Annotated in this window: 25 protein-coding genes; 22 read left to right on the top strand and 3 right to left on the bottom strand. The window is 63.3% G+C overall.

Annotated elements, in window-relative coordinates:
• The first annotated feature begins 21 nt into the window (after window positions 1–21).
• Window positions 22–831, top strand: a complete 810-nt coding sequence (locus tag ACNHGR_RS11580) for a hypothetical protein (protein ID WP_475286228.1) — start codon at window positions 22–24, stop codon at window positions 829–831.
• A 178-nt stretch (window positions 832–1,009) separates the two neighbouring features.
• Here ACNHGR_RS11580 and ACNHGR_RS11575 read toward each other — a convergent pair whose 3' ends face one another.
• Entirely contained in the window at window positions 1,010–1,195 is a 186-nt protein-coding gene (locus tag ACNHGR_RS11575; protein WP_475288397.1) for a carph-isopro domain-containing protein, read from the bottom strand.
• Window positions 1,196–1,309: 114 nt separating this feature from the next.
• Here ACNHGR_RS11575 and ACNHGR_RS11570 point away from each other — a divergent pair, with 114 nt between their 5' ends.
• The 13 genes from ACNHGR_RS11570 (at window position 1,310) to ACNHGR_RS11510 (ending at window position 7,612) form a co-directional block, all read left to right on the top strand.
• Window positions 1,310–1,882: a helix-turn-helix domain-containing protein gene (locus ACNHGR_RS11570; RefSeq protein ID WP_475286226.1), complete on the top strand. Its 573-nt coding sequence runs from the start codon at window positions 1,310–1,312 to the stop codon at window positions 1,880–1,882.
• A gap of 132 nt (window positions 1,883–2,014) precedes the next feature.
• Entirely contained in the window at window positions 2,015–2,527 is a 513-nt protein-coding gene (locus tag ACNHGR_RS11565) for a hypothetical protein (RefSeq protein WP_475286224.1), read from the top strand.
• Window position 2,528: 1 nt separating this feature from the next.
• Window positions 2,529–2,819 carry a hypothetical protein gene (locus ACNHGR_RS11560; RefSeq protein ID WP_475286222.1) on the top strand — a complete coding sequence of 97 codons (291 nt, stop codon included), beginning with the start codon at window positions 2,529–2,531 and terminating at the stop codon, window positions 2,817–2,819.
• Window position 2,820: 1 nt separating this feature from the next.
• Window positions 2,821–3,048: a hypothetical protein gene (locus ACNHGR_RS11555; protein WP_475286220.1), complete on the top strand. Its 228-nt coding sequence runs from the start codon at window positions 2,821–2,823 to the stop codon at window positions 3,046–3,048.
• 1 nt (window position 3,049) lies between these two features.
• Window positions 3,050–3,658: a hypothetical protein gene (locus tag ACNHGR_RS11550; RefSeq protein ID WP_475286219.1), complete on the top strand. Its 609-nt coding sequence runs from the start codon at window positions 3,050–3,052 to the stop codon at window positions 3,656–3,658.
• Window positions 3,655–3,993: a hypothetical protein gene (locus ACNHGR_RS11545; RefSeq protein WP_475286217.1), complete on the top strand. Its 339-nt coding sequence runs from the start codon at window positions 3,655–3,657 to the stop codon at window positions 3,991–3,993. Before ACNHGR_RS11550 ends, ACNHGR_RS11545 begins: the two co-directional genes overlap by 4 nt.
• 10 nt (window positions 3,994–4,003) lie before the next feature.
• Window positions 4,004–4,330: a hypothetical protein gene (locus ACNHGR_RS11540; RefSeq protein WP_475286215.1), complete on the top strand. Its 327-nt coding sequence runs from the start codon at window positions 4,004–4,006 to the stop codon at window positions 4,328–4,330.
• A complete protein-coding gene (locus tag ACNHGR_RS11535; protein ID WP_475286214.1) occupies window positions 4,327–4,662 on the top strand; it encodes a hypothetical protein in 336 nt (111 codons plus the stop codon). The genes ACNHGR_RS11540 and ACNHGR_RS11535 overlap by 4 nt, the downstream gene beginning before the upstream one ends.
• The gene (locus ACNHGR_RS11530) at window positions 4,659–6,005 is read left to right on the top strand and encodes a DUF6551 family protein (protein WP_475286212.1); all 1,347 of its coding nucleotides are present in this window, start codon (window positions 4,659–4,661) and stop codon (window positions 6,003–6,005) included. Before ACNHGR_RS11535 ends, ACNHGR_RS11530 begins: the two co-directional genes overlap by 4 nt.
• On the top strand, window positions 6,005–6,193 hold the full coding sequence (locus ACNHGR_RS11525; protein WP_475286210.1) for a hypothetical protein: 189 nt from the start codon (window positions 6,005–6,007) through the stop codon (window positions 6,191–6,193). The genes ACNHGR_RS11530 and ACNHGR_RS11525 overlap by 1 nt, the downstream gene beginning before the upstream one ends.
• Window positions 6,190–6,636 carry a hypothetical protein gene (locus ACNHGR_RS11520; protein WP_475286208.1) on the top strand — a complete coding sequence of 149 codons (447 nt, stop codon included), beginning with the start codon at window positions 6,190–6,192 and terminating at the stop codon, window positions 6,634–6,636. The genes ACNHGR_RS11525 and ACNHGR_RS11520 overlap by 4 nt, the downstream gene beginning before the upstream one ends.
• Entirely contained in the window at window positions 6,626–6,838 is a 213-nt protein-coding gene (locus tag ACNHGR_RS11515; protein WP_475286206.1) for a helix-turn-helix transcriptional regulator, read from the top strand. The genes ACNHGR_RS11520 and ACNHGR_RS11515 overlap by 11 nt, the downstream gene beginning before the upstream one ends.
• Before the next feature lie 555 nt (window positions 6,839–7,393).
• Window positions 7,394–7,612, top strand: coding sequence for a hypothetical protein (locus ACNHGR_RS11510; RefSeq protein ID WP_475286204.1), 219 nt, complete (start codon window positions 7,394–7,396; stop codon window positions 7,610–7,612).
• Between the two features lie 255 nt (window positions 7,613–7,867).
• On the opposite strand, the gene ACNHGR_RS11505 is transcribed toward ACNHGR_RS11510, so the two are convergent.
• Window positions 7,868–8,353: an Lrp/AsnC family transcriptional regulator gene (locus ACNHGR_RS11505; RefSeq protein WP_475286202.1), complete on the bottom strand. Its 486-nt coding sequence runs from the start codon at window positions 8,351–8,353 to the stop codon at window positions 7,868–7,870.
• A gap of 102 nt (window positions 8,354–8,455) precedes the next feature.
• On the opposite strand from ACNHGR_RS11505, the gene ACNHGR_RS11500 reads away from it, so the two are divergent.
• The 8 genes from ACNHGR_RS11500 to ACNHGR_RS11465 all read left to right on the top strand — a co-directional run bounded on the left by ACNHGR_RS11500 (window position 8,456) and on the right by ACNHGR_RS11465 (window position 14,332).
• Window positions 8,456–9,415: a DMT family transporter gene (locus ACNHGR_RS11500; RefSeq protein ID WP_475286200.1), complete on the top strand. Its 960-nt coding sequence runs from the start codon at window positions 8,456–8,458 to the stop codon at window positions 9,413–9,415.
• Window positions 9,416–9,480: 65 nt separating this feature from the next.
• Window positions 9,481–9,867 carry a fluoride efflux transporter CrcB gene (gene crcB, locus ACNHGR_RS11495; protein ID WP_475286198.1) on the top strand — a complete coding sequence of 129 codons (387 nt, stop codon included), beginning with the start codon at window positions 9,481–9,483 and terminating at the stop codon, window positions 9,865–9,867.
• Window positions 9,864–11,243: an RluA family pseudouridine synthase gene (locus ACNHGR_RS11490; protein ID WP_475286197.1), complete on the top strand. Its 1,380-nt coding sequence runs from the start codon at window positions 9,864–9,866 to the stop codon at window positions 11,241–11,243. Before crcB ends, ACNHGR_RS11490 begins: the two co-directional genes overlap by 4 nt.
• On the top strand, window positions 11,240–11,851 hold the full coding sequence (locus ACNHGR_RS11485) for an FMN-binding negative transcriptional regulator (protein WP_475286195.1): 612 nt from the start codon (window positions 11,240–11,242) through the stop codon (window positions 11,849–11,851). Before ACNHGR_RS11490 ends, ACNHGR_RS11485 begins: the two co-directional genes overlap by 4 nt.
• On the top strand, window positions 11,848–12,507 hold the full coding sequence (locus tag ACNHGR_RS11480; RefSeq protein WP_184267394.1) for an HAD-IA family hydrolase: 660 nt from the start codon (window positions 11,848–11,850) through the stop codon (window positions 12,505–12,507). Before ACNHGR_RS11485 ends, ACNHGR_RS11480 begins: the two co-directional genes overlap by 4 nt.
• Window positions 12,504–12,761 (top strand): hypothetical protein, encoded by a 258-nt coding sequence (locus ACNHGR_RS11475; protein WP_184267392.1) that lies wholly within the window; start codon window positions 12,504–12,506, stop codon window positions 12,759–12,761. The genes ACNHGR_RS11480 and ACNHGR_RS11475 overlap by 4 nt, the downstream gene beginning before the upstream one ends.
• Window positions 12,758–13,453 carry an ATP12 family protein gene (locus ACNHGR_RS11470; protein WP_184267390.1) on the top strand — a complete coding sequence of 232 codons (696 nt, stop codon included), beginning with the start codon at window positions 12,758–12,760 and terminating at the stop codon, window positions 13,451–13,453. The genes ACNHGR_RS11475 and ACNHGR_RS11470 overlap by 4 nt, the downstream gene beginning before the upstream one ends.
• A gap of 105 nt (window positions 13,454–13,558) precedes the next feature.
• On the top strand, window positions 13,559–14,332 hold the full coding sequence (locus ACNHGR_RS11465) for a hypothetical protein (RefSeq protein WP_475286193.1): 774 nt from the start codon (window positions 13,559–13,561) through the stop codon (window positions 14,330–14,332).
• A gap of 41 nt (window positions 14,333–14,373) precedes the next feature.
• Here ACNHGR_RS11465 and ACNHGR_RS11460 read toward each other — a convergent pair whose 3' ends face one another.
• Entirely contained in the window at window positions 14,374–15,066 is a 693-nt protein-coding gene (locus tag ACNHGR_RS11460; RefSeq protein ID WP_184267388.1) for a murein L,D-transpeptidase catalytic domain family protein, read from the bottom strand.
• Window positions 15,067–15,094: the final 28 nt, after the last annotated feature.

The raw sequence follows: 15,094 nt of genomic DNA, 5'->3' as shown, positions 1-15,094 counted from the left end.
TGATATTGGAAGGATGAAGCGGTGAAGTCGGCTATCGAGAAGATCGCAAAGGGGATGCCGGCGCGCGAACGGGACGTGATTGACGTCCGGGATAAGCATTTCGCCCCGACGCCCGAGCAGATGCGCCATGCCCGCTATGTCGAGGGCGACATTGTCGACACGAAGCCGGGCGGCAAGTCCATCACGATCGGCAAGGCGTTCCGCAAGGAGGCGAAGTTCGAGCGGATCAAAGGGCTTGGCGACGAGCAGTTGAAGGCCCTGCGGTACTATCGGGAGGCGTTCGATATGTCCGAAGCCAGCGAGGTCAAGTCAGCGCTGGACGTCCGGCCGCGCGGCAACAGTGGCCTATGCAGCCAAGAGGTCTGGGTTGAGCGGCAGGCCGGCGCCCGCGTGCGCATGGCGGCGCTGGAAAGCGGCATAGGCGGCGCGCTGCACACCCTTCGCGACGTCGCCCTGCGCGACATGACATTCAGTGAACTGGCCATCAAGCGCTACGGTAGCGTCCGGCGCGCATCGTCAGTCCAGTTCACTATGCACGACCCGACGCAATTGCTCCGCAGCCAGTCAAGCGGCGTCGCGTGTAACAGCACGCGAGCATCGCCGTCCCATGACCGTGAAGCAGATGTGATCGCATCCATGCCTAGCGCCCAGCTATGGGCCGTCCGCAGGAACCACGCATTTGGCGCCGCCAGCCGAAAGGCGATCAGATCGAGGATTGCCCCGTCCTCGATCGCTGCGATGATAGCGCAGCGCGGCCCGTGTTCGCATTGCTGCCAGAAATCGCGCCGGTCAGCCTCGATGTTGGCAAACCCGATCAGGCCGGCGCCGTAGATCCTGGCAGCGGATTTCCCAATCAGAGCCGCGAGCCGGCGCATGTCGGCGAAACTGGTCGACGCTGCGCATTGCTCTATTTCACGGCGCAAGGGATTGCGAATTTCACGAACTTCCGCCGCGACGATATTAGCCAGATCATCGTCTGGTACGAACGCACGCGCCCCCGTCATGGCGGTCACTCCGCCTCGGCGAGATAGGCAAGACTTTCGGGTGATAAGTCCCGTCGTTCACGCCGGGCCAGTTCGATTAGGGCAGGCCGCCTCCAGTGAGGTATCGAAAGGTTGGCCTTCCAAGAATGGACGGTTTGATAGGGAGTTCGCGTGCCACGAGCGACAGCGCTGCTGCCGCCAAGCTCGATCATAAGGCGTGATACGATATCCATATATCGCCGATATATGATTATCGTATATTAGGGAAGCTCCTAAATATGGTTTTCATACTTCCATGAGATTTATGGTCCATGGTAACGGACCCAATGGAAGACGATCTTAAAACCATCAAGTACGCGATCGAGCGATACGGCGTCACTCAAAAGGAGATCGCGGCCAAGCTAAGCCTGTCACAATCTGCCGTTTCCAATATGCTGAGCGGAAAGCGGCAGCTCAAACATGCTGAGTTCCGCGCGCTGCTAGATATGCTTGATCGTCATTCGAATCAGCTCGGCACCCGACATAGAAACTTGCCAATTTATCGTTGCGTCGATGCGGCAAATTGGTTGTCAGAGCCTGATCAGGTCGGTCAAATGACCATTGGATTGCCAAGTGGCAGGCCTAGTGGAAGGTTCGGCGTTTTGGTCGAAAATGAGGACATATCGGACCTCATCAGCCAAGGCGGAGTCGCAATTATCGATCCGGAACTCACCGATCTGTTTGAAGATCAGCCTTATGCTGTCAGGTTCGGCAGCGCCGAGCCCTGCCTTAGAGTGTTTCGGGGCAACCCGGGCAGACTTGAGACGGTCCCGCGAATTGGCAAGGTCGAAGCGTCACCGATAGGATCGGTGCCATTCGAGGTGATAGGGCGCGTAATCGCTTCAGTTAAGGAATTCTGAAAATCGCATATTGACGATATATGATTTTCGTATATTGATGCCTCATCACCTGTTCGGCGGCGTGCCGACGACGGTGACGCAGGCAGGGCGTCCGCGTGGATCAACCCTGTCCTTTAGACAGGAGCATTCCACATGGCCGACGCCAGCGCGGCGCGGAGCGATGACGCTTCGCCGAACGAAGAAACGCGCCTTGCGCGCATCGACACACCGATCGTCAGCTACGCCCGGCTGATCGGCCAGAGCGACGCCTTTTTCGATGCTGCCAGCAAAGCCTGGGGGCGGCATCGGCACCCCGCATTCCGCATTGTTTACGATGCCTCGTCTGACGCGATGAATGCCAGCTATCTCCATATGCTGGACCTGGTCCCCCAAGGCGACGATCGCGACCTCATGATCCTCGCAGGCCACGCTGCGATGATGGCGGACCAGCTCAGTGATCAGGTGCTCGGCCAATCCGAAAATGATTATGGGCAGAAACTGGCGAAAGGCATAGCGTCAGCGCTCACCTCGATCTGCGCTACGCTGGCTCAGAAGTGGCCGGCCGGTGTCGAGAGCGTTGAACCGCTTTTCCCCGAACTCGCCAAATTCATCCGTCGCGACATGATGGTCGTAGAGGCCCGCCGTGCGCACACGGAGGAATGCTGATATGAACGAATATCCGCTATCCCAAGCCTCTGTGTCTGCCTTTCTGCCGATGGCGGATCAAGGCGAAATCCTTGATCGGGCGGGCGCCATCCTGATCCTCCTTTCTGAGGCATATGACGCAGATAGGACGGCCGACCGCTTGGCCGCTGTCGCCAAGAAGCCGGACGATGCGCCTTGCTGGGCTGGACGGAACAAGCAGATGTTCAGTGACGCCCTTCGCGGAGTGGCCACACTGCTGGCGCTCTCCCGCCATCTCGAATTGTCGGGAGGCGATGATGGTCAGGCTTCGTGAGATGCTCGCCACATTCCAGCCGTGGTACGACTTTGGCCAACGGGAGGTCTTCCGCCTCGACATGCATTGCGAGGATTTTGCCGACGAGAGCTTGGGCAAGGTCTGGTTCGCAGAAATTCAGTGGCTTGGTCTTCATCTTGCTTTCGAGATTGGCCGGACGCCCTGGAAAATCTCTGATGCCGAGATCGCGGATTACCGCATCTCGCGCCTTGCCCGGAAGGATGGATGATATGACCAGCCGCCGTACTTTCATTGCCGGCCTCGCGCTGGCCCCGGCCGCCATAGCTGTCCCAGCTAATGCTGCCATTTCGCTTGCGTGCCTGCCGACCGCCGACGGCTCCGCCTGGGCGAGCGCAATGGCACGTTACGAGGCCTTGAAAGCGGAAGATCACCAGTTCCACACCCAAGTTTATCACCCGACGATGGACCCGATCAATGCGCTGTCGCCGCCGTACAAGTTCGAGCACGTTGCAAGGAATGGTCACTCGGTGTCCTATTGCGTCGCCGGTGAGGATCTCGCGAAACACGACGATATTCGGGGCGGCCTCTGGTATGCAGTGCGCGACGAGCTGGCCGACGCGCGGTCAAAATATGCCGCTTGGCTTGACGCAAAATCCAAGGTCGGCGCCGACGCTCTAAACGAGCAGTCCGACTCCTACGGCTCCGCGCTTTACGAGGCGGAGCGGGATTTGCTGAGGATGCCCGCCCCCGACCTTGCGGCACTCGAGTGGAAAGTTGAACTGCTGCGCGAGCAGAGCGCCGATAGATCGATAGAGCCGCATGAGCTGGCGCAGATCATATCGGATATCCGCCATCTAGACGGGAGGCAGGACCTGTGACCGAGCTTCGCAACTGCTCGAACTGCGCTTTCTGGCGACAGGGCGCAACTTCACTCACGGCCGAGCCGGTCCCGGCTGCCAGTGATCCGCATACCGGCACATGTGAGTTCTATCCGCCGGTCGTACTCATGGTGGATGGTGAGCCGGTATCTACTCACCCGATGATCCACGGCACCCGCTGGTGCAACGAATGGCGGCATTCAACCTGGTTCGACTATCCGGATGACGATGGCGACGGAGACGACCCGTCGCCCGATCCGGAGCCGCCAGCGCCCGATCGCGACAAGGTTCGCCGCCTTTTTCCAAACCCGCCGCCCCGGCCTGTAGCTGCATAGGAGCGTCATCATGCCCGTAACCGAAGCCGAAGCCCGGCCGGATAGTCCGACGAAGTCGGCCTATGACCGCTACGTCGACGCCAACGCCGCGCACACCCTGATTTGCGCAAACCCGAACGCCCCAGCCGGTCAGCGCTTCGATGCCGCCATGGCCGTGCATGCCGCCTTTCATGATTTCTTGCTGACCGGCGCCCCGACCGGCGTCCCCGCCGAACCGACTTCTGCGATGATCGATGCCGGCCTTTCCACCGGGAACCGCTTTGGCCGCAAAGCCATCGCCAACATCTGGCGCGTTATGCACCGCGCCGCCGTCGCCAGCCCGGAGCGTTCGATATGACCGACGTCCGCCTCACCGTGCCCAACAGCCACACCTTCATGGTGGCGCGCAAGGGCCGCACCATGCGCCTTGGCTCCACGCTCCCGCGCCAGCGCTACCAGACGCTGGACGAGGCCGCGACCGTTGCCGAGACGGAAGCCGCCGCAGCGCCGGGCCGCGTCATGATCGTGTTTCAGGAAGTGCTTCGCGCGAAGGCCGAAGCCGAACCCATTCCGGCCGCCATTGCCCCCAGGCGGTCGGCAGAGCCGGGCGACCATCCCCCGCGGTCGCCCGGCTCGAACCATCCGGAATTTCCGGACAGTTGCGCGATGCCGAAGGGCGAAGACCGATGAGCGCGCCGGCCGCTGACGCCCCAGTCCATTCGTGGATCAACAAGGGCACCAATGACATTCCGCTCTGGATCAAGGCGCGGATGGTCGAGAAGAAGCGCGATCCGAACGGGTCGTTCCTGCTTCACAGCCGGGCAGGATCGCAGAAGGTGCAGTGCCGCGTGCTGGTCGGTCATATGGTCGCTGCCAGGAACGACGCGCTGTACGCCCGTCACCCGAGCGAAATGCGCGCCTTAATGCAGGAACTGGATGATCAGGAAAGCGGGGTATATGCCTCGCTGCCTAAAGAAAGATCCGGTGCGCTTTTGGTTGCCGACGTTGCGCCTCGCGACGACGACACCGACGACATCAGTGCCAGAATACAGGCGCAACAGGCAGCGTCGGCCGGGCGGGCTGTCATCGCCGCAAAGCCGCAAAAACCTGCGGATAAGAGCCTGCCGGCTTCCACGCCGAGCACCGCCCCCCGGAAGTGGCCCGCCGCCAAGGGCAATCCGCCATCTGTAGAGAACCGGCACCCGTCCGAATTGCGACTGGATGACAGCTACCAGCGGTCGACGGACAACGGCGCTAGCCAGGCGCTCATAAAGCGGATCGCCACCGGCTGGGACTGGCGCATGTGCCTGCCGCTGGTGGTATCGAAGCGCGATGACGGCTCGCTCTGGGTCATTGATGGCCAGCATCGACTGGCGGCAGCGCTCCTACGTGGAGATATCCAGTTCCTGCCCTGCTGCGTCGGCGTATATGGCAGCGTCGCGGACGAGGCGGCCATGTTCGTTGCCATGAACCGGGCGCGCAAGCCGATGAACCGGCTGGACGACTTCCACGCGGCTATTGCCAGCGGCGATGAAGAGGCAATGACGATCACTTGCCTGATCACCGACGCGGGCCTGTCTGTGTCGCGCAAGACAGGTTCGCAGTCATGGCGGCCGGGAGAGGTGGCCTTTACAGGCGCGATCTCGCGGATGCTACGCAAGCACGGCGCGGACGTGTGTGCCGGCGCGTTGAAGGCGATAGCGGACACCTGGCCCGGCCAGGTGCTAAACGCCGGGTCGAGCATGTTTCTCGCGTTGGTGAAGTTGGCGGCCAGTCCACCTGAAGGATTCGACCAGCCGCGCCTGATGCAGGCGCTCCGCCGGCGGGATCAGCGGGAATGGGCCAGCTTCCTAAACGAAGTGAAGGGCGGCGGTGATGAGCGCGCGTTGCAGCTGCGCAAGGTGCTGCTCATGGCATATGACGAAGAGGGCGAGGATCCTGACGCGGCAACCGGATGCGCAGATGACGCACGGCCGGGCACCGCAGAGGATTGGCGCGCATCGATCGAAGGCGCAAATGAGGGGCAGCGGTGATGAGTGATTTCCAGCCGACAGGGGATATCGTCATCTTCGTGAGAGAAGAGGGGTTCTATCCGATCCAGCTTTCCGGGCTCAAGCCGACTGCTGAGGAGGCGGCGGATCACGCCACATGCAACCCTGGGACGTTTCGTATCGAGGACATTGCCGGCCGGGTCATCTGGCCGGAAGGAACGAAGCAATGACCATCCTTCACCGCCTCGACGCTTGGCTGGCCAAGACGCTGTTCCACCCGCCGATCATCCTCGCCTGCCAGATCACCCGGCAGACGCAATATGCGATGCACAAGGCCCTGTGGTTCTTCGCAGCCTGTCATGCGACCTATTACGCGCAGGGCAGTTCATGGGCGGTGCTGGCGTTCTACTGGTCCTATGCCGTCTTCGTGTTCGTCTGGGCCGCTGCGTTTGCCGACGATCACTCCTTTTCTTTTGGCCTGTTTCGGTTCGTAATCTGGCTAAGCTTCGCAATGGAGGCGGTGGCGACAGCCATCACCGGAGAGATACGGCACGTACAGGTCCGCGAGGTCATCATCCTGTTCGCCGAATATGCGGCGACCATCCGCACCATCCCGCCGCGCCGGCCGCGCGAGGATCGGACAAGCGCCAAGGAGGCGTTCAATGGTCAGTAACCCCGATCGCAACCGCGATAGCCTTCTGCGCATCGCAGAGGTAAAGGCCCGCACGACCTTGTCCAGCGCCACAATCTATCGCAAGATCGCCAAAGGCGCCTTTCCGGCTTCCATCAGGATTAGCGACGGACTTGTGGCGTGGTATGAATCCGACATTGATGCTTGGATTGCCGATCCGATGGGTTGGAGGGTTGCTGCGTGAGTAAGGGCGTCGCCAATCCGTACGTCGAGCAGCGCTTGCGAAGGCTATCGTGCAGGCGGCGATTTAAGCGCCGCAGAGCCAAGTTGCAGCCGACGTCCAGCTTATCGCCACTCTTTCATGGTTCGACTCGCAGAGTTGGGGGAACCCCCGAGCCTAGCCGACCCTTCTCGTGAGGCGGCGGCGATAGATCCTGCCGAACTAGACAGCGTGACAGAAAAGGCTCGACTGGATTAGAGCACGGGCGATCCCTCGCGAGCACGGGCAGGCATTGCATAGTCGGCATGATGATATCTTATCTGCTAGGAAGATGAAGCAGACGTGAGGGATCATGACGACACAGGCGCGCTTCAGGCAAGCCGATGTCACGCGCGTAATGAAAAGCGCGGTGCAGGCCGGAATTCCTCATTTTACGATCACAATAGACCCGGTCGGTAACATTGTCTTCCGGGCGACCGAGGCAGAGATTGCTCGGGGAAACTCGATGGATGCCATCCTATGGCCTGACGGGAGACGGCCATAATTGAGCTTGATATCGATGACCTGAAGAGCGCCCGCGTGGTTTTCAATGTCGTGCCGCTGACCTTCGGCCGGCGAGACGCCATGATCTACACAGGCATTGCCGATAAGCTCTTCCGGGAACTGGAGCGATCGGGATCGATCCGGGGCATGCGCATCGGCCGCAATGGCCAGATGATCTATTTGGAGAAAGATCTACGGGCCGCCGTCGCAAAGCTGTTTGGAGATTGGGACGAGGGCCCAATCGAATTCGACTGATAAAGACCGAGATACCCCCATTCACCCTGTGCTCGTACCAAACGAATCGCTCCGCTTTTGTGATGCCCAGCAATGTTTGATCGCCCGCAGAAGGTCAAATTTAGGTAAGTGGTAGAATGTGGGGTATCAATCCCGATGACAAGCATAAAAACATTAGAAATTCGTGGCTTTTGGCCTATCTTGTGACGGGCACCCTCTCCGCCACTTTATCTCGCAACATTGTGAGATTTGCATGACTCGATGCTGTGCGTTGGGTCAGGGAATGACGAGTTCCATCCCCGCCTTTATCCGGCTGAGCGCCAGATAGCTGTGATAGCTCGCGACCGCTTCATTCTCTGCGAAGAGACGGCGCGTGGTCGCTTCATAGCTGCGCATGTCGGGGGCGACGATAATCATGATGAAGCTGCGGCCGCCGGTGACATAATAGCATTGCTGCACATCGGGATCGGCGCGGAACAGCGCCTTGGCTCGATCGACGGTCGCAGCCTTCTCGTCCACCAGGTTGACCTCCACGATCGATGTCACGCCAAGGCCCACCGCGTCGGGATCGACGATGGCGGCATTGGCGGCAATGACGCCACTTCTTTCCATCGCCGCGATCCGGCGCTGCACGGCGGCGGTAGACAGGTTCACCGCTTCGGCAATGGCACGCTGGGGCGTCCGGTTGTCGCGCTGGATGATTCGCAGGATCGCCTTGTCGAACGGGTCAAGCGGGCGGGCCAGGGGAGAAGAAGCGGTCATATGTGAGTAATTGTTGCATCAGGCCGCCCAATCAAGAGCATTTGTCCCGCTGCACCGATGATATTCATCATCCCGTTTGAAGCGGTTTCGGGAATGATGGGCATGGCAAGCGGACGGATGGATGGCGGCAGGTTGGCGGGCATCCTGTTCGGCATGGGTGCCGGCGCGCTGTGGGGGCTGGTCTTCCTGGCGCCGGAGGTGATCCGTGGCTTCAGCCCGCTGGAGCAGGCGGTCGGCCGCTATCTGGCCTATGGCGCCATGTCCGCACTGCTGGTCGCGCCCCGCTGGCGGGCGCTGAGGGCACGGATGACCCCGCGCATCCTGTGGGCGCTGGCCTGGCTCGCGCTGGCGGGCAATCTCTTTTATTATGTGTTGCTGGCCAGCGCGGTGCAGATGGGCGGCATCGCCATGACCTCGCTCGTCGTCGGCTTCCTGCCGGTCGCGGTGACGATCATCGGCAGCCGGGAAGCGGGTGCCGTGCCGCTACGCCGGTTGGCGCCCTCGCTGCTGCTCTGCGTCGCGGGCGCACTGTGCATCGGCTGGCAGGCGATCGTGATGCCCGGCACGGGGCCGGTTGCGACCCGACTGGTCGGCTTTTTCTGCGCGATCGGCGCACTCATATCCTGGACCGCCTTTGCCATCGGCAATAATCACTGGTTGCGCCGTCTGGGCGACATGCCGGCGCAGGACTGGAACTTCCTCATCGGCCTGGCGACCGGCGTACAGGCATTGCTGTTCCTGCCGGTCGTCTTCCTGCTCGGCATGGGGCGACATGATGCTGGCGCCTGGACCCAGTTTGCGGCCGTCACCATCGCCGTTGCCCTGCTCGCTTCGATCGTCGGCAACATGCTCTGGAACCGGATGAGTCGGCTGTTGCCGCTCACCATGGTGGGGCAGATGATCCTGTTCGAAACCGGCTTCGCGCTGATCTACGGCTTCCTGTGGGAGCAGCGATGGCCGACCATGCTGGAAAGCGCGGCCTTCGCGCTGGTGGCAGGCAGCGTCATCAGTTGCATCGCCGTCCACCGCCGGCCGGCGTCGGAGATAGCGGCGGCCGCCTGAAGTCGCACGGAAAGAGCGGTATTGCGACCTTTCCCCTTTGGCGGAATCGCTATAGGGCGGGTTTCATGACCAACATGTTTCTTGTGATGGGCGGCGGCGCGGTCGGCGCGGCGCTTCGCTATCAACTGGGGCGCTTCATCGGCCCCATGACCCCCGGTGCGACCTGGCCCTGGGGTACCTTTGCCGCCAACCTTATCGGCGGTTTCGCCATGGGGCTGCTCGCCGGCTGGCTGGCCCGCGGCAGTGCTGTCTCTGGCGAACCGATCCGCCTGTTGCTGGGCGTCGGCGTGCTGGGCGGCTTCACCACCTTTTCCGCCTTCAGCCTGGAAACCATGCTGATGATCGAGCGCGGCCAGATCGGCCTCGCCATGGCCTATGCGCTGGCATCGGTGATCGGCGCGGTGGGCTCGCTGGCGCTGGGCCTTACTGTGATGCGGAGTGCAGTGGCATGAAGGGGCGTCCTCCAGCCAAGAGCGGCGGCGCAGGATCGCGCGGCGGCCAGTCCTCGGGCAAAGGGCCGTCGGGCAAAAGCGGTCGTCCTTCTGACCGCAAACCCGGTGATCGCAAGTCCGGCGCGCCTGCCGGCCGGGGCAAGCCCGCTGGCCCGCGCAAGGACGGCAAACCGGCCTTCAAGCCCAGGGCGCCCGCCGCGACCAAGTCGGCGGCCAGGCCCGCCGCCGCAGCTGTCCAGGCCAAGCCCGCAAAGCCCAACCCGTCCAAGGGCGTCTCGCTCGACGTGCGGCAATATCGGGTGCAGGCCGACGATGACGGCATCCGGCTCGACCGCTGGTTCCAGCGGCATCTGCCCGATGTCGGCTTCAACCTGGTGTCGCGCTGGTCGCGCACCGGCCAGCTTCGCGTCGATGGCGCGCGCGCCGCGCCGGGCGATCGTATCGTCGAAGGGCAGATGATCCGCGTGCCCCCGGCCGAAGCCAGGCCGGAGGCCGCCGAACGGCCCAAGCGCACCCGCGTCATCGATCTGACGCCGGATGAGATCGCCTATGTACAGGACATGGTGATCCATCGCGATGCGCAGGCGATCGTCATCAACAAGCCGCCGGGCCTTGCCACGCAGGGCGGGACCAAGACCGACGAGCATGTCGACAAGCTGCTTGACGGCCTGCTGTTCGATGCCGAAGCGCGGCCCAAGCTGGTGCACCGGCTGGACAAGGACACGTCGGGTGCGCTGCTGCTGGCGCGGTCCAGCCGCTCCGCCGCGCATTTCGCCAAGGCCTTTTCCAGCCGCACCGCGCGCAAGGTCTATTGGGCGCTGGTGATCGGCGTGCCGTCGATCAATGACGGCATGATCGAACTGCCGATCGGCAAGCAGCCGGGCACAGGCGGCGAGAAGATGCACGTGGACGAGGAGGAGGGCCTGCCCGCCCGCACCCGTTATCGCGTCATCGAACGGGCCGGCAATCGCGCCGCCTGGGTCGAACTGCAACCCTATACCGGCCGTACCCACCAGTTGCGCGTGCATCTGGCGGCGATCGGCTTCCCGATCGTGGGCGACGGCAAATATGGCGGCAAGGACGCTTTCCTGTCCGGCACGATCAGCCACAAGATGCACCTGCATGCGCGCCGCATCCGGGTGGATCATCCCGATGGCGGCCGGGTCGACGTGATGGCGGACCTGCCGACGCATTTCGCCAACAGCCTTCAGGAACTGGGTTTCGACCTGAAGCTGGGCGATCTGCCGCTGGACGACGAGATCGACCGGACCCCGACCCGCGAGGATGAGAAGAAGTTCGCGCGGCAGCATGCCAAGCAGGTGCGCAAGGAGCGCAAGGGCGAGCGCCGGTCGCGGGGCAGCACGAAGAAGGGATGACGCCCGGCGCCCCCTATAGCTGGCGCGACGAGGCGGCGATCCGCGCCTTCGTGGCGCAGGCTGGCTTCGGCCTGCTCTGCGTCGCGGCGCCGGACAAGGTGCATGTCGTCCATCTGCCGCTTATCTGGCTTGATGATCGGCAGATCGGTCTGCATATCCATCGCGCCAATCCGATCGTCCGGCATCTGGAGGGGCGGGACGCTCTGATCGTCGTCACCGGCCCGCATGGCTATGTCAGCCCCGACTGGTACGGTCTGCCCGACAAGGTACCGACCTGGAACTATCTGTCCGCCGAACTGCGCGGGCCGATGGCGCGGCTGAATGATGCGGCCACCATCGCCCAGATTGACGCGCTGAGCGCCGATCAGGAGCAGCGACTGGCGCCCAAGCCGGCATGGACCCGTGACAAGATGGGGGCGGGCCAGTTCGATCGACTACTCGGGGGCCTGATCGGCTTTTCCATGCAGGTAGAAGCAATGCAGGGCACAGCCAAGCTGGGGCAGGACAAGCCGGAAGCCGCGCGTATCGGCGTGGCCGACGCGCTGGACGCGGGCGGCAACGCCGAACTGGCGGCGCTGATGCGCGCAACGGTGACGGAGGCGGCATGAGCAACCGACTGGTCGTCTTCGATTGCGACGGTACGCTGGTCGACAGCCAGCATAGCATCTGCACCGCCATGGTCCGCGCGTTCGAGGAGGCAAAGCTGCCGCCGCCGGAACGGCTGGCGATCCTGGCGGCGGTCGGCCTCTCGCTGCCGGTCGCGATGGCGCGACTGCTGCCCGATGCGGAAGCCGATTTCCACGATCATCTCGCCGATCGCTACAAGCTGGCTTTTCAGGCGATGCGGCGGGAGCAGGGTGTGCAGGAACCGCTCTATCCCGGCATCGCGGATCTGGTGCAGGAACTTGACGGGGCCGGCTGGCTGCTGGGCGTGGCGACGGGCAAGTCGGACCGGGGCCTCAACCTCTGCCTTGCCCATCATGGGTTGCTCGACCGGTTCGTGACGCTCCAGACCGCCGACCGTCATCCGTCCAAGCCCCATCCCTCGATGCTGCTGACCGCCATGGCGGAGGCGGGCGCCGAGCCGGACACGACCGTGATGATCGGCGATACCAGTTTCGACATCGACATGGGCCGGGCCGCCGGCGTGCGCAGCATCGGCGTTGCCTGGGGCTATCATCTGCCCGACGAACTGGTCGCCGCGGGCGCGGATGCCGTGGCGATGGACAGCGGGGAATTGCGCGGCCATATCGGCGCGCCATGACCGACCTTCCACCGCCTCCGCCGCCCAATCCCGATTCCGTCGCACGTCAGCGGCATTTCGCGATCGGCCTGTTCCGCCTGTCGGGCGCCTTCATCGTCATGTTCGGCTTTCTTGCCATCATGCAGCGTTTTTCCTGGGTTCAGGGGGACAAGGCGAAGGCGTTTGGCGCGATCATGGTCGTTACCGGCCTGTTCCAGTTCATCATCGTCCCGCGCCTGCTGCTGGCGCTGTTCCGCCAGAGGCCGCCGCAATGAAGCGTTTCTATTCCGATGTGACCGTGGTTGCGGAGGAGGGCGGCTTCGCCATCCGGCTGGACGGCCGGCCGGTCCGCACCCCGGCGCGCGCGTCACTGACGCTGCCGACCGCTGCGCTGGCCGAAGCGATCGCGCAGGAATGGCGCGCGCAGGGCGAGACAGTCGATCCTGCCTCCATGCCGATGACCGGCCTTGCCAACGCCGCGATCGATCATGTCGTGCCGAACCCCGCCAGTTTTGCCGAGGGGGTGGCCCGCTATGCCCAGTCGGATCTGCTCTGCTACCGCGCCGATGGCCCGGATACGCTTGTCGCGCGGCAGGCGACGGCGTGGGAGCCTTTGCTCGACTGGGCGCGGGCGCGCTATCATGTGACCTTCGAAGTGACGCAGGGGATCATCCCCGTGCCCCAGCCCGAAGAGACGCTGGCCCGGCTGGGCGCGGCGGTCGCGGCGATTGACCCCTTCATCCTCACCGGCCTGTCGACGCTGGTGACGCTCAGCGGATCGCTGGTCTGCGGCCTTGCAGTGGTGGACGGCAGTCATGAGATCGGCGCCATCTGGCAGGCGGCCGAGATAGACGAAGCCTGGCAGGTCGAACAATGGGGCGAGGATGCGGAAGCTGCTGCGCGCAGCGTTCGTCGCGCCGACGATTTCGCCACCGCCGCCGCTTTCTGCGCGCTCAGTCGGAGCTGAGCCGGAAAGGGGTGGAACCGGGCGGCGTTTCGTTCATTCTGCCGCCAGCACGGGCAGTCTATGTCCGGCGCTCATTTCCGATGCAACGCTACAGGAGACCGAGACTTGGCCTCGACGTTCGCAAAATCCGTTATCGCGGCCATCATGGCCGTATCCGCCCCGGTCCTCGCCCAGCAAGCGCCGGAAGCCCCGCCACCCGAAGCGCCCCCGATCGAGGAAGCCGCGCCTGCGGCCGAAGCTCCCGTCGCGCGGGAACTGACCCCGGCGGAGATCACGGCCTTCAACAAGGCCGTGACCGACTTCACCGCCGGCCAGACCGCGCAGCAGAAGGGCGACAATGCCACCGCCGTCGCCAAATATGACGCGGCGCTGCCGGCGATCCGTACCGCTGCGCAGGCTGACCCGGCGAAGATCGACAATGTCAATTTCCTCGCCAACGCTCTCTACGCGCAGGCTGCCGCCTATGGCGCGCTGGGGCAGATGGACCGGGTCATCCCCATCTATGACGAATCGGTGCCCTATTGGCGCAAGGTGGTGGAGGCCAAGCCGACCGATGTTGCCAGCCGGAACATCCTGGCAGGCATCCTCATCCAGTTAGGCAACCAGAATCTGCGCGACCACGACCGGGGCGGCGCCGATCCCTTTTTCGAGGAAGCACTGACGCTGGCGCGCCAGACGGTTCAGGATCAGCCCGGCGACGCGGTTAGCAAGAATGTCCTGCTGTCCGCGCTGGTCGGCGCCAGCCAGACCGGCACGGAGGAGGGGATTCGCGACGAAGCGATCAATCTGGGCCAGTCGATGATCGCCGACGGATCGATCGACGCGACCAACAAGCCGCAGATCGAGACGATGACCGGCGCACCTGCGACCGAGGGGTAAGCGCCGGAAATCCTCCCCAAGCTTGTCTGGGGAGGGTGGGATCAGCCGTTGCCGATCTTGTCGGCGTAGAGCATCCGGCCCGGCCCCAGCAGGCCCAGCACCTGCGGCACGATATGGGGTGCCACGGCAAAGCAGCCCTCCGAACGACCGCATTTGCCCCAGGCGGCGACATGGTCCTCGCTCACATAATCGGCGCCGTGAATCACGATAGCGCGCGATTCGGCATTGCTGTTCTGCGGGTCCAGGCCGAGCAGGCGCATGGAGCGGCCATGCTGGCCGAAATACATGTCGCCTGTCTTGAACGCGCCGGACGAACTGGCCAGCGAGTTGAACTCGTTGGAGAAGCTGTGCAGCCAGCCGGAATGGGCGGGGTCGGAGCCGCGTCCGTGCGACACGAGATAGCTGCTGGTCTGCCCGCCGATCAGGTCGACGATGTGCATGCGCGGGTTCTTCGACGGCGCATCGAAATCGACGATCGCCAGCCGATCGCGCAGTTCGAAATGATGGGTGTGATTGTCGAGCGCGGCCTTGGCGCGCTCCAGCAGCGCGGCATAGGGTTTTTGCGCAACGGCGCGCGGCGTGGCCGGGACCGTTGGAACCGAAGCCTGCGTGGCGGGTTCAGAGCCCATCGGTTCGGGGCCTGTCACGGGAAGCGCGGCACGACCCATGCTGTCCGACAGAAACGAAAAGGCGAGTCCGCTTAAAGCGAACTTCGTAAAATTGCGGCGATCCATGGCCGCAATATAACAAAGTCGACGCCCC

The sequence above is a fragment of the Sphingobium sp. RS1 genome (assembly GCF_056156825.1).
This window is presented reverse-complemented; position numbering and strand designations above follow the sequence as displayed.

What these genes read in the sequence shown, in the direction of transcription:
- ACNHGR_RS11575 (WP_475288397.1), bottom strand. Translation starts at nt 1,195, where the DNA reads ATGATCGAGCTTGGCGGCAGCAGCGCTGTCGCTCGTGGCACGCGAACT.
- ACNHGR_RS11570 (WP_475286226.1), top strand. Translation starts at nt 1,310, where the DNA reads ATGGAAGACGATCTTAAAACCATCAAGTACGCGATCGAGCGATACGGC.
- ACNHGR_RS11565 (WP_475286224.1), top strand. Translation starts at nt 2,015, where the DNA reads ATGGCCGACGCCAGCGCGGCGCGGAGCGATGACGCTTCGCCGAACGAA.
- ACNHGR_RS11560 (WP_475286222.1), top strand. Translation starts at nt 2,529, where the DNA reads ATGAACGAATATCCGCTATCCCAAGCCTCTGTGTCTGCCTTTCTGCCG.
- ACNHGR_RS11555 (WP_475286220.1), top strand. Translation starts at nt 2,821, where the DNA reads ATGCTCGCCACATTCCAGCCGTGGTACGACTTTGGCCAACGGGAGGTC.
- ACNHGR_RS11550 (WP_475286219.1), top strand. Translation starts at nt 3,050, where the DNA reads ATGACCAGCCGCCGTACTTTCATTGCCGGCCTCGCGCTGGCCCCGGCC.
- ACNHGR_RS11540 (WP_475286215.1), top strand. Translation starts at nt 4,004, where the DNA reads ATGCCCGTAACCGAAGCCGAAGCCCGGCCGGATAGTCCGACGAAGTCG.
- ACNHGR_RS11535 (WP_475286214.1), top strand. Translation starts at nt 4,327, where the DNA reads ATGACCGACGTCCGCCTCACCGTGCCCAACAGCCACACCTTCATGGTG.
- ACNHGR_RS11530 (WP_475286212.1), top strand. Translation starts at nt 4,659, where the DNA reads ATGAGCGCGCCGGCCGCTGACGCCCCAGTCCATTCGTGGATCAACAAG.
- ACNHGR_RS11525 (WP_475286210.1), top strand. Translation starts at nt 6,005, where the DNA reads ATGAGTGATTTCCAGCCGACAGGGGATATCGTCATCTTCGTGAGAGAA.
- ACNHGR_RS11520 (WP_475286208.1), top strand. Translation starts at nt 6,190, where the DNA reads ATGACCATCCTTCACCGCCTCGACGCTTGGCTGGCCAAGACGCTGTTC.
- ACNHGR_RS11515 (WP_475286206.1), top strand. Translation starts at nt 6,626, where the DNA reads ATGGTCAGTAACCCCGATCGCAACCGCGATAGCCTTCTGCGCATCGCA.
- ACNHGR_RS11505 (WP_475286202.1), bottom strand. Translation starts at nt 8,353, where the DNA reads ATGACCGCTTCTTCTCCCCTGGCCCGCCCGCTTGACCCGTTCGACAAG.
- ACNHGR_RS11500 (WP_475286200.1), top strand. Translation starts at nt 8,456, where the DNA reads ATGGCAAGCGGACGGATGGATGGCGGCAGGTTGGCGGGCATCCTGTTC.
- crcB (WP_475286198.1), top strand. Translation starts at nt 9,481, where the DNA reads ATGACCAACATGTTTCTTGTGATGGGCGGCGGCGCGGTCGGCGCGGCG.
- ACNHGR_RS11490 (WP_475286197.1), top strand. Translation starts at nt 9,864, where the DNA reads ATGAAGGGGCGTCCTCCAGCCAAGAGCGGCGGCGCAGGATCGCGCGGC.
- ACNHGR_RS11485 (WP_475286195.1), top strand. Translation starts at nt 11,240, where the DNA reads ATGACGCCCGGCGCCCCCTATAGCTGGCGCGACGAGGCGGCGATCCGC.
- ACNHGR_RS11480 (WP_184267394.1), top strand. Translation starts at nt 11,848, where the DNA reads ATGAGCAACCGACTGGTCGTCTTCGATTGCGACGGTACGCTGGTCGAC.
- ACNHGR_RS11475 (WP_184267392.1), top strand. Translation starts at nt 12,504, where the DNA reads ATGACCGACCTTCCACCGCCTCCGCCGCCCAATCCCGATTCCGTCGCA.
- ACNHGR_RS11470 (WP_184267390.1), top strand. Translation starts at nt 12,758, where the DNA reads ATGAAGCGTTTCTATTCCGATGTGACCGTGGTTGCGGAGGAGGGCGGC.
- ACNHGR_RS11460 (WP_184267388.1), bottom strand. Translation starts at nt 15,066, where the DNA reads ATGGATCGCCGCAATTTTACGAAGTTCGCTTTAAGCGGACTCGCCTTT.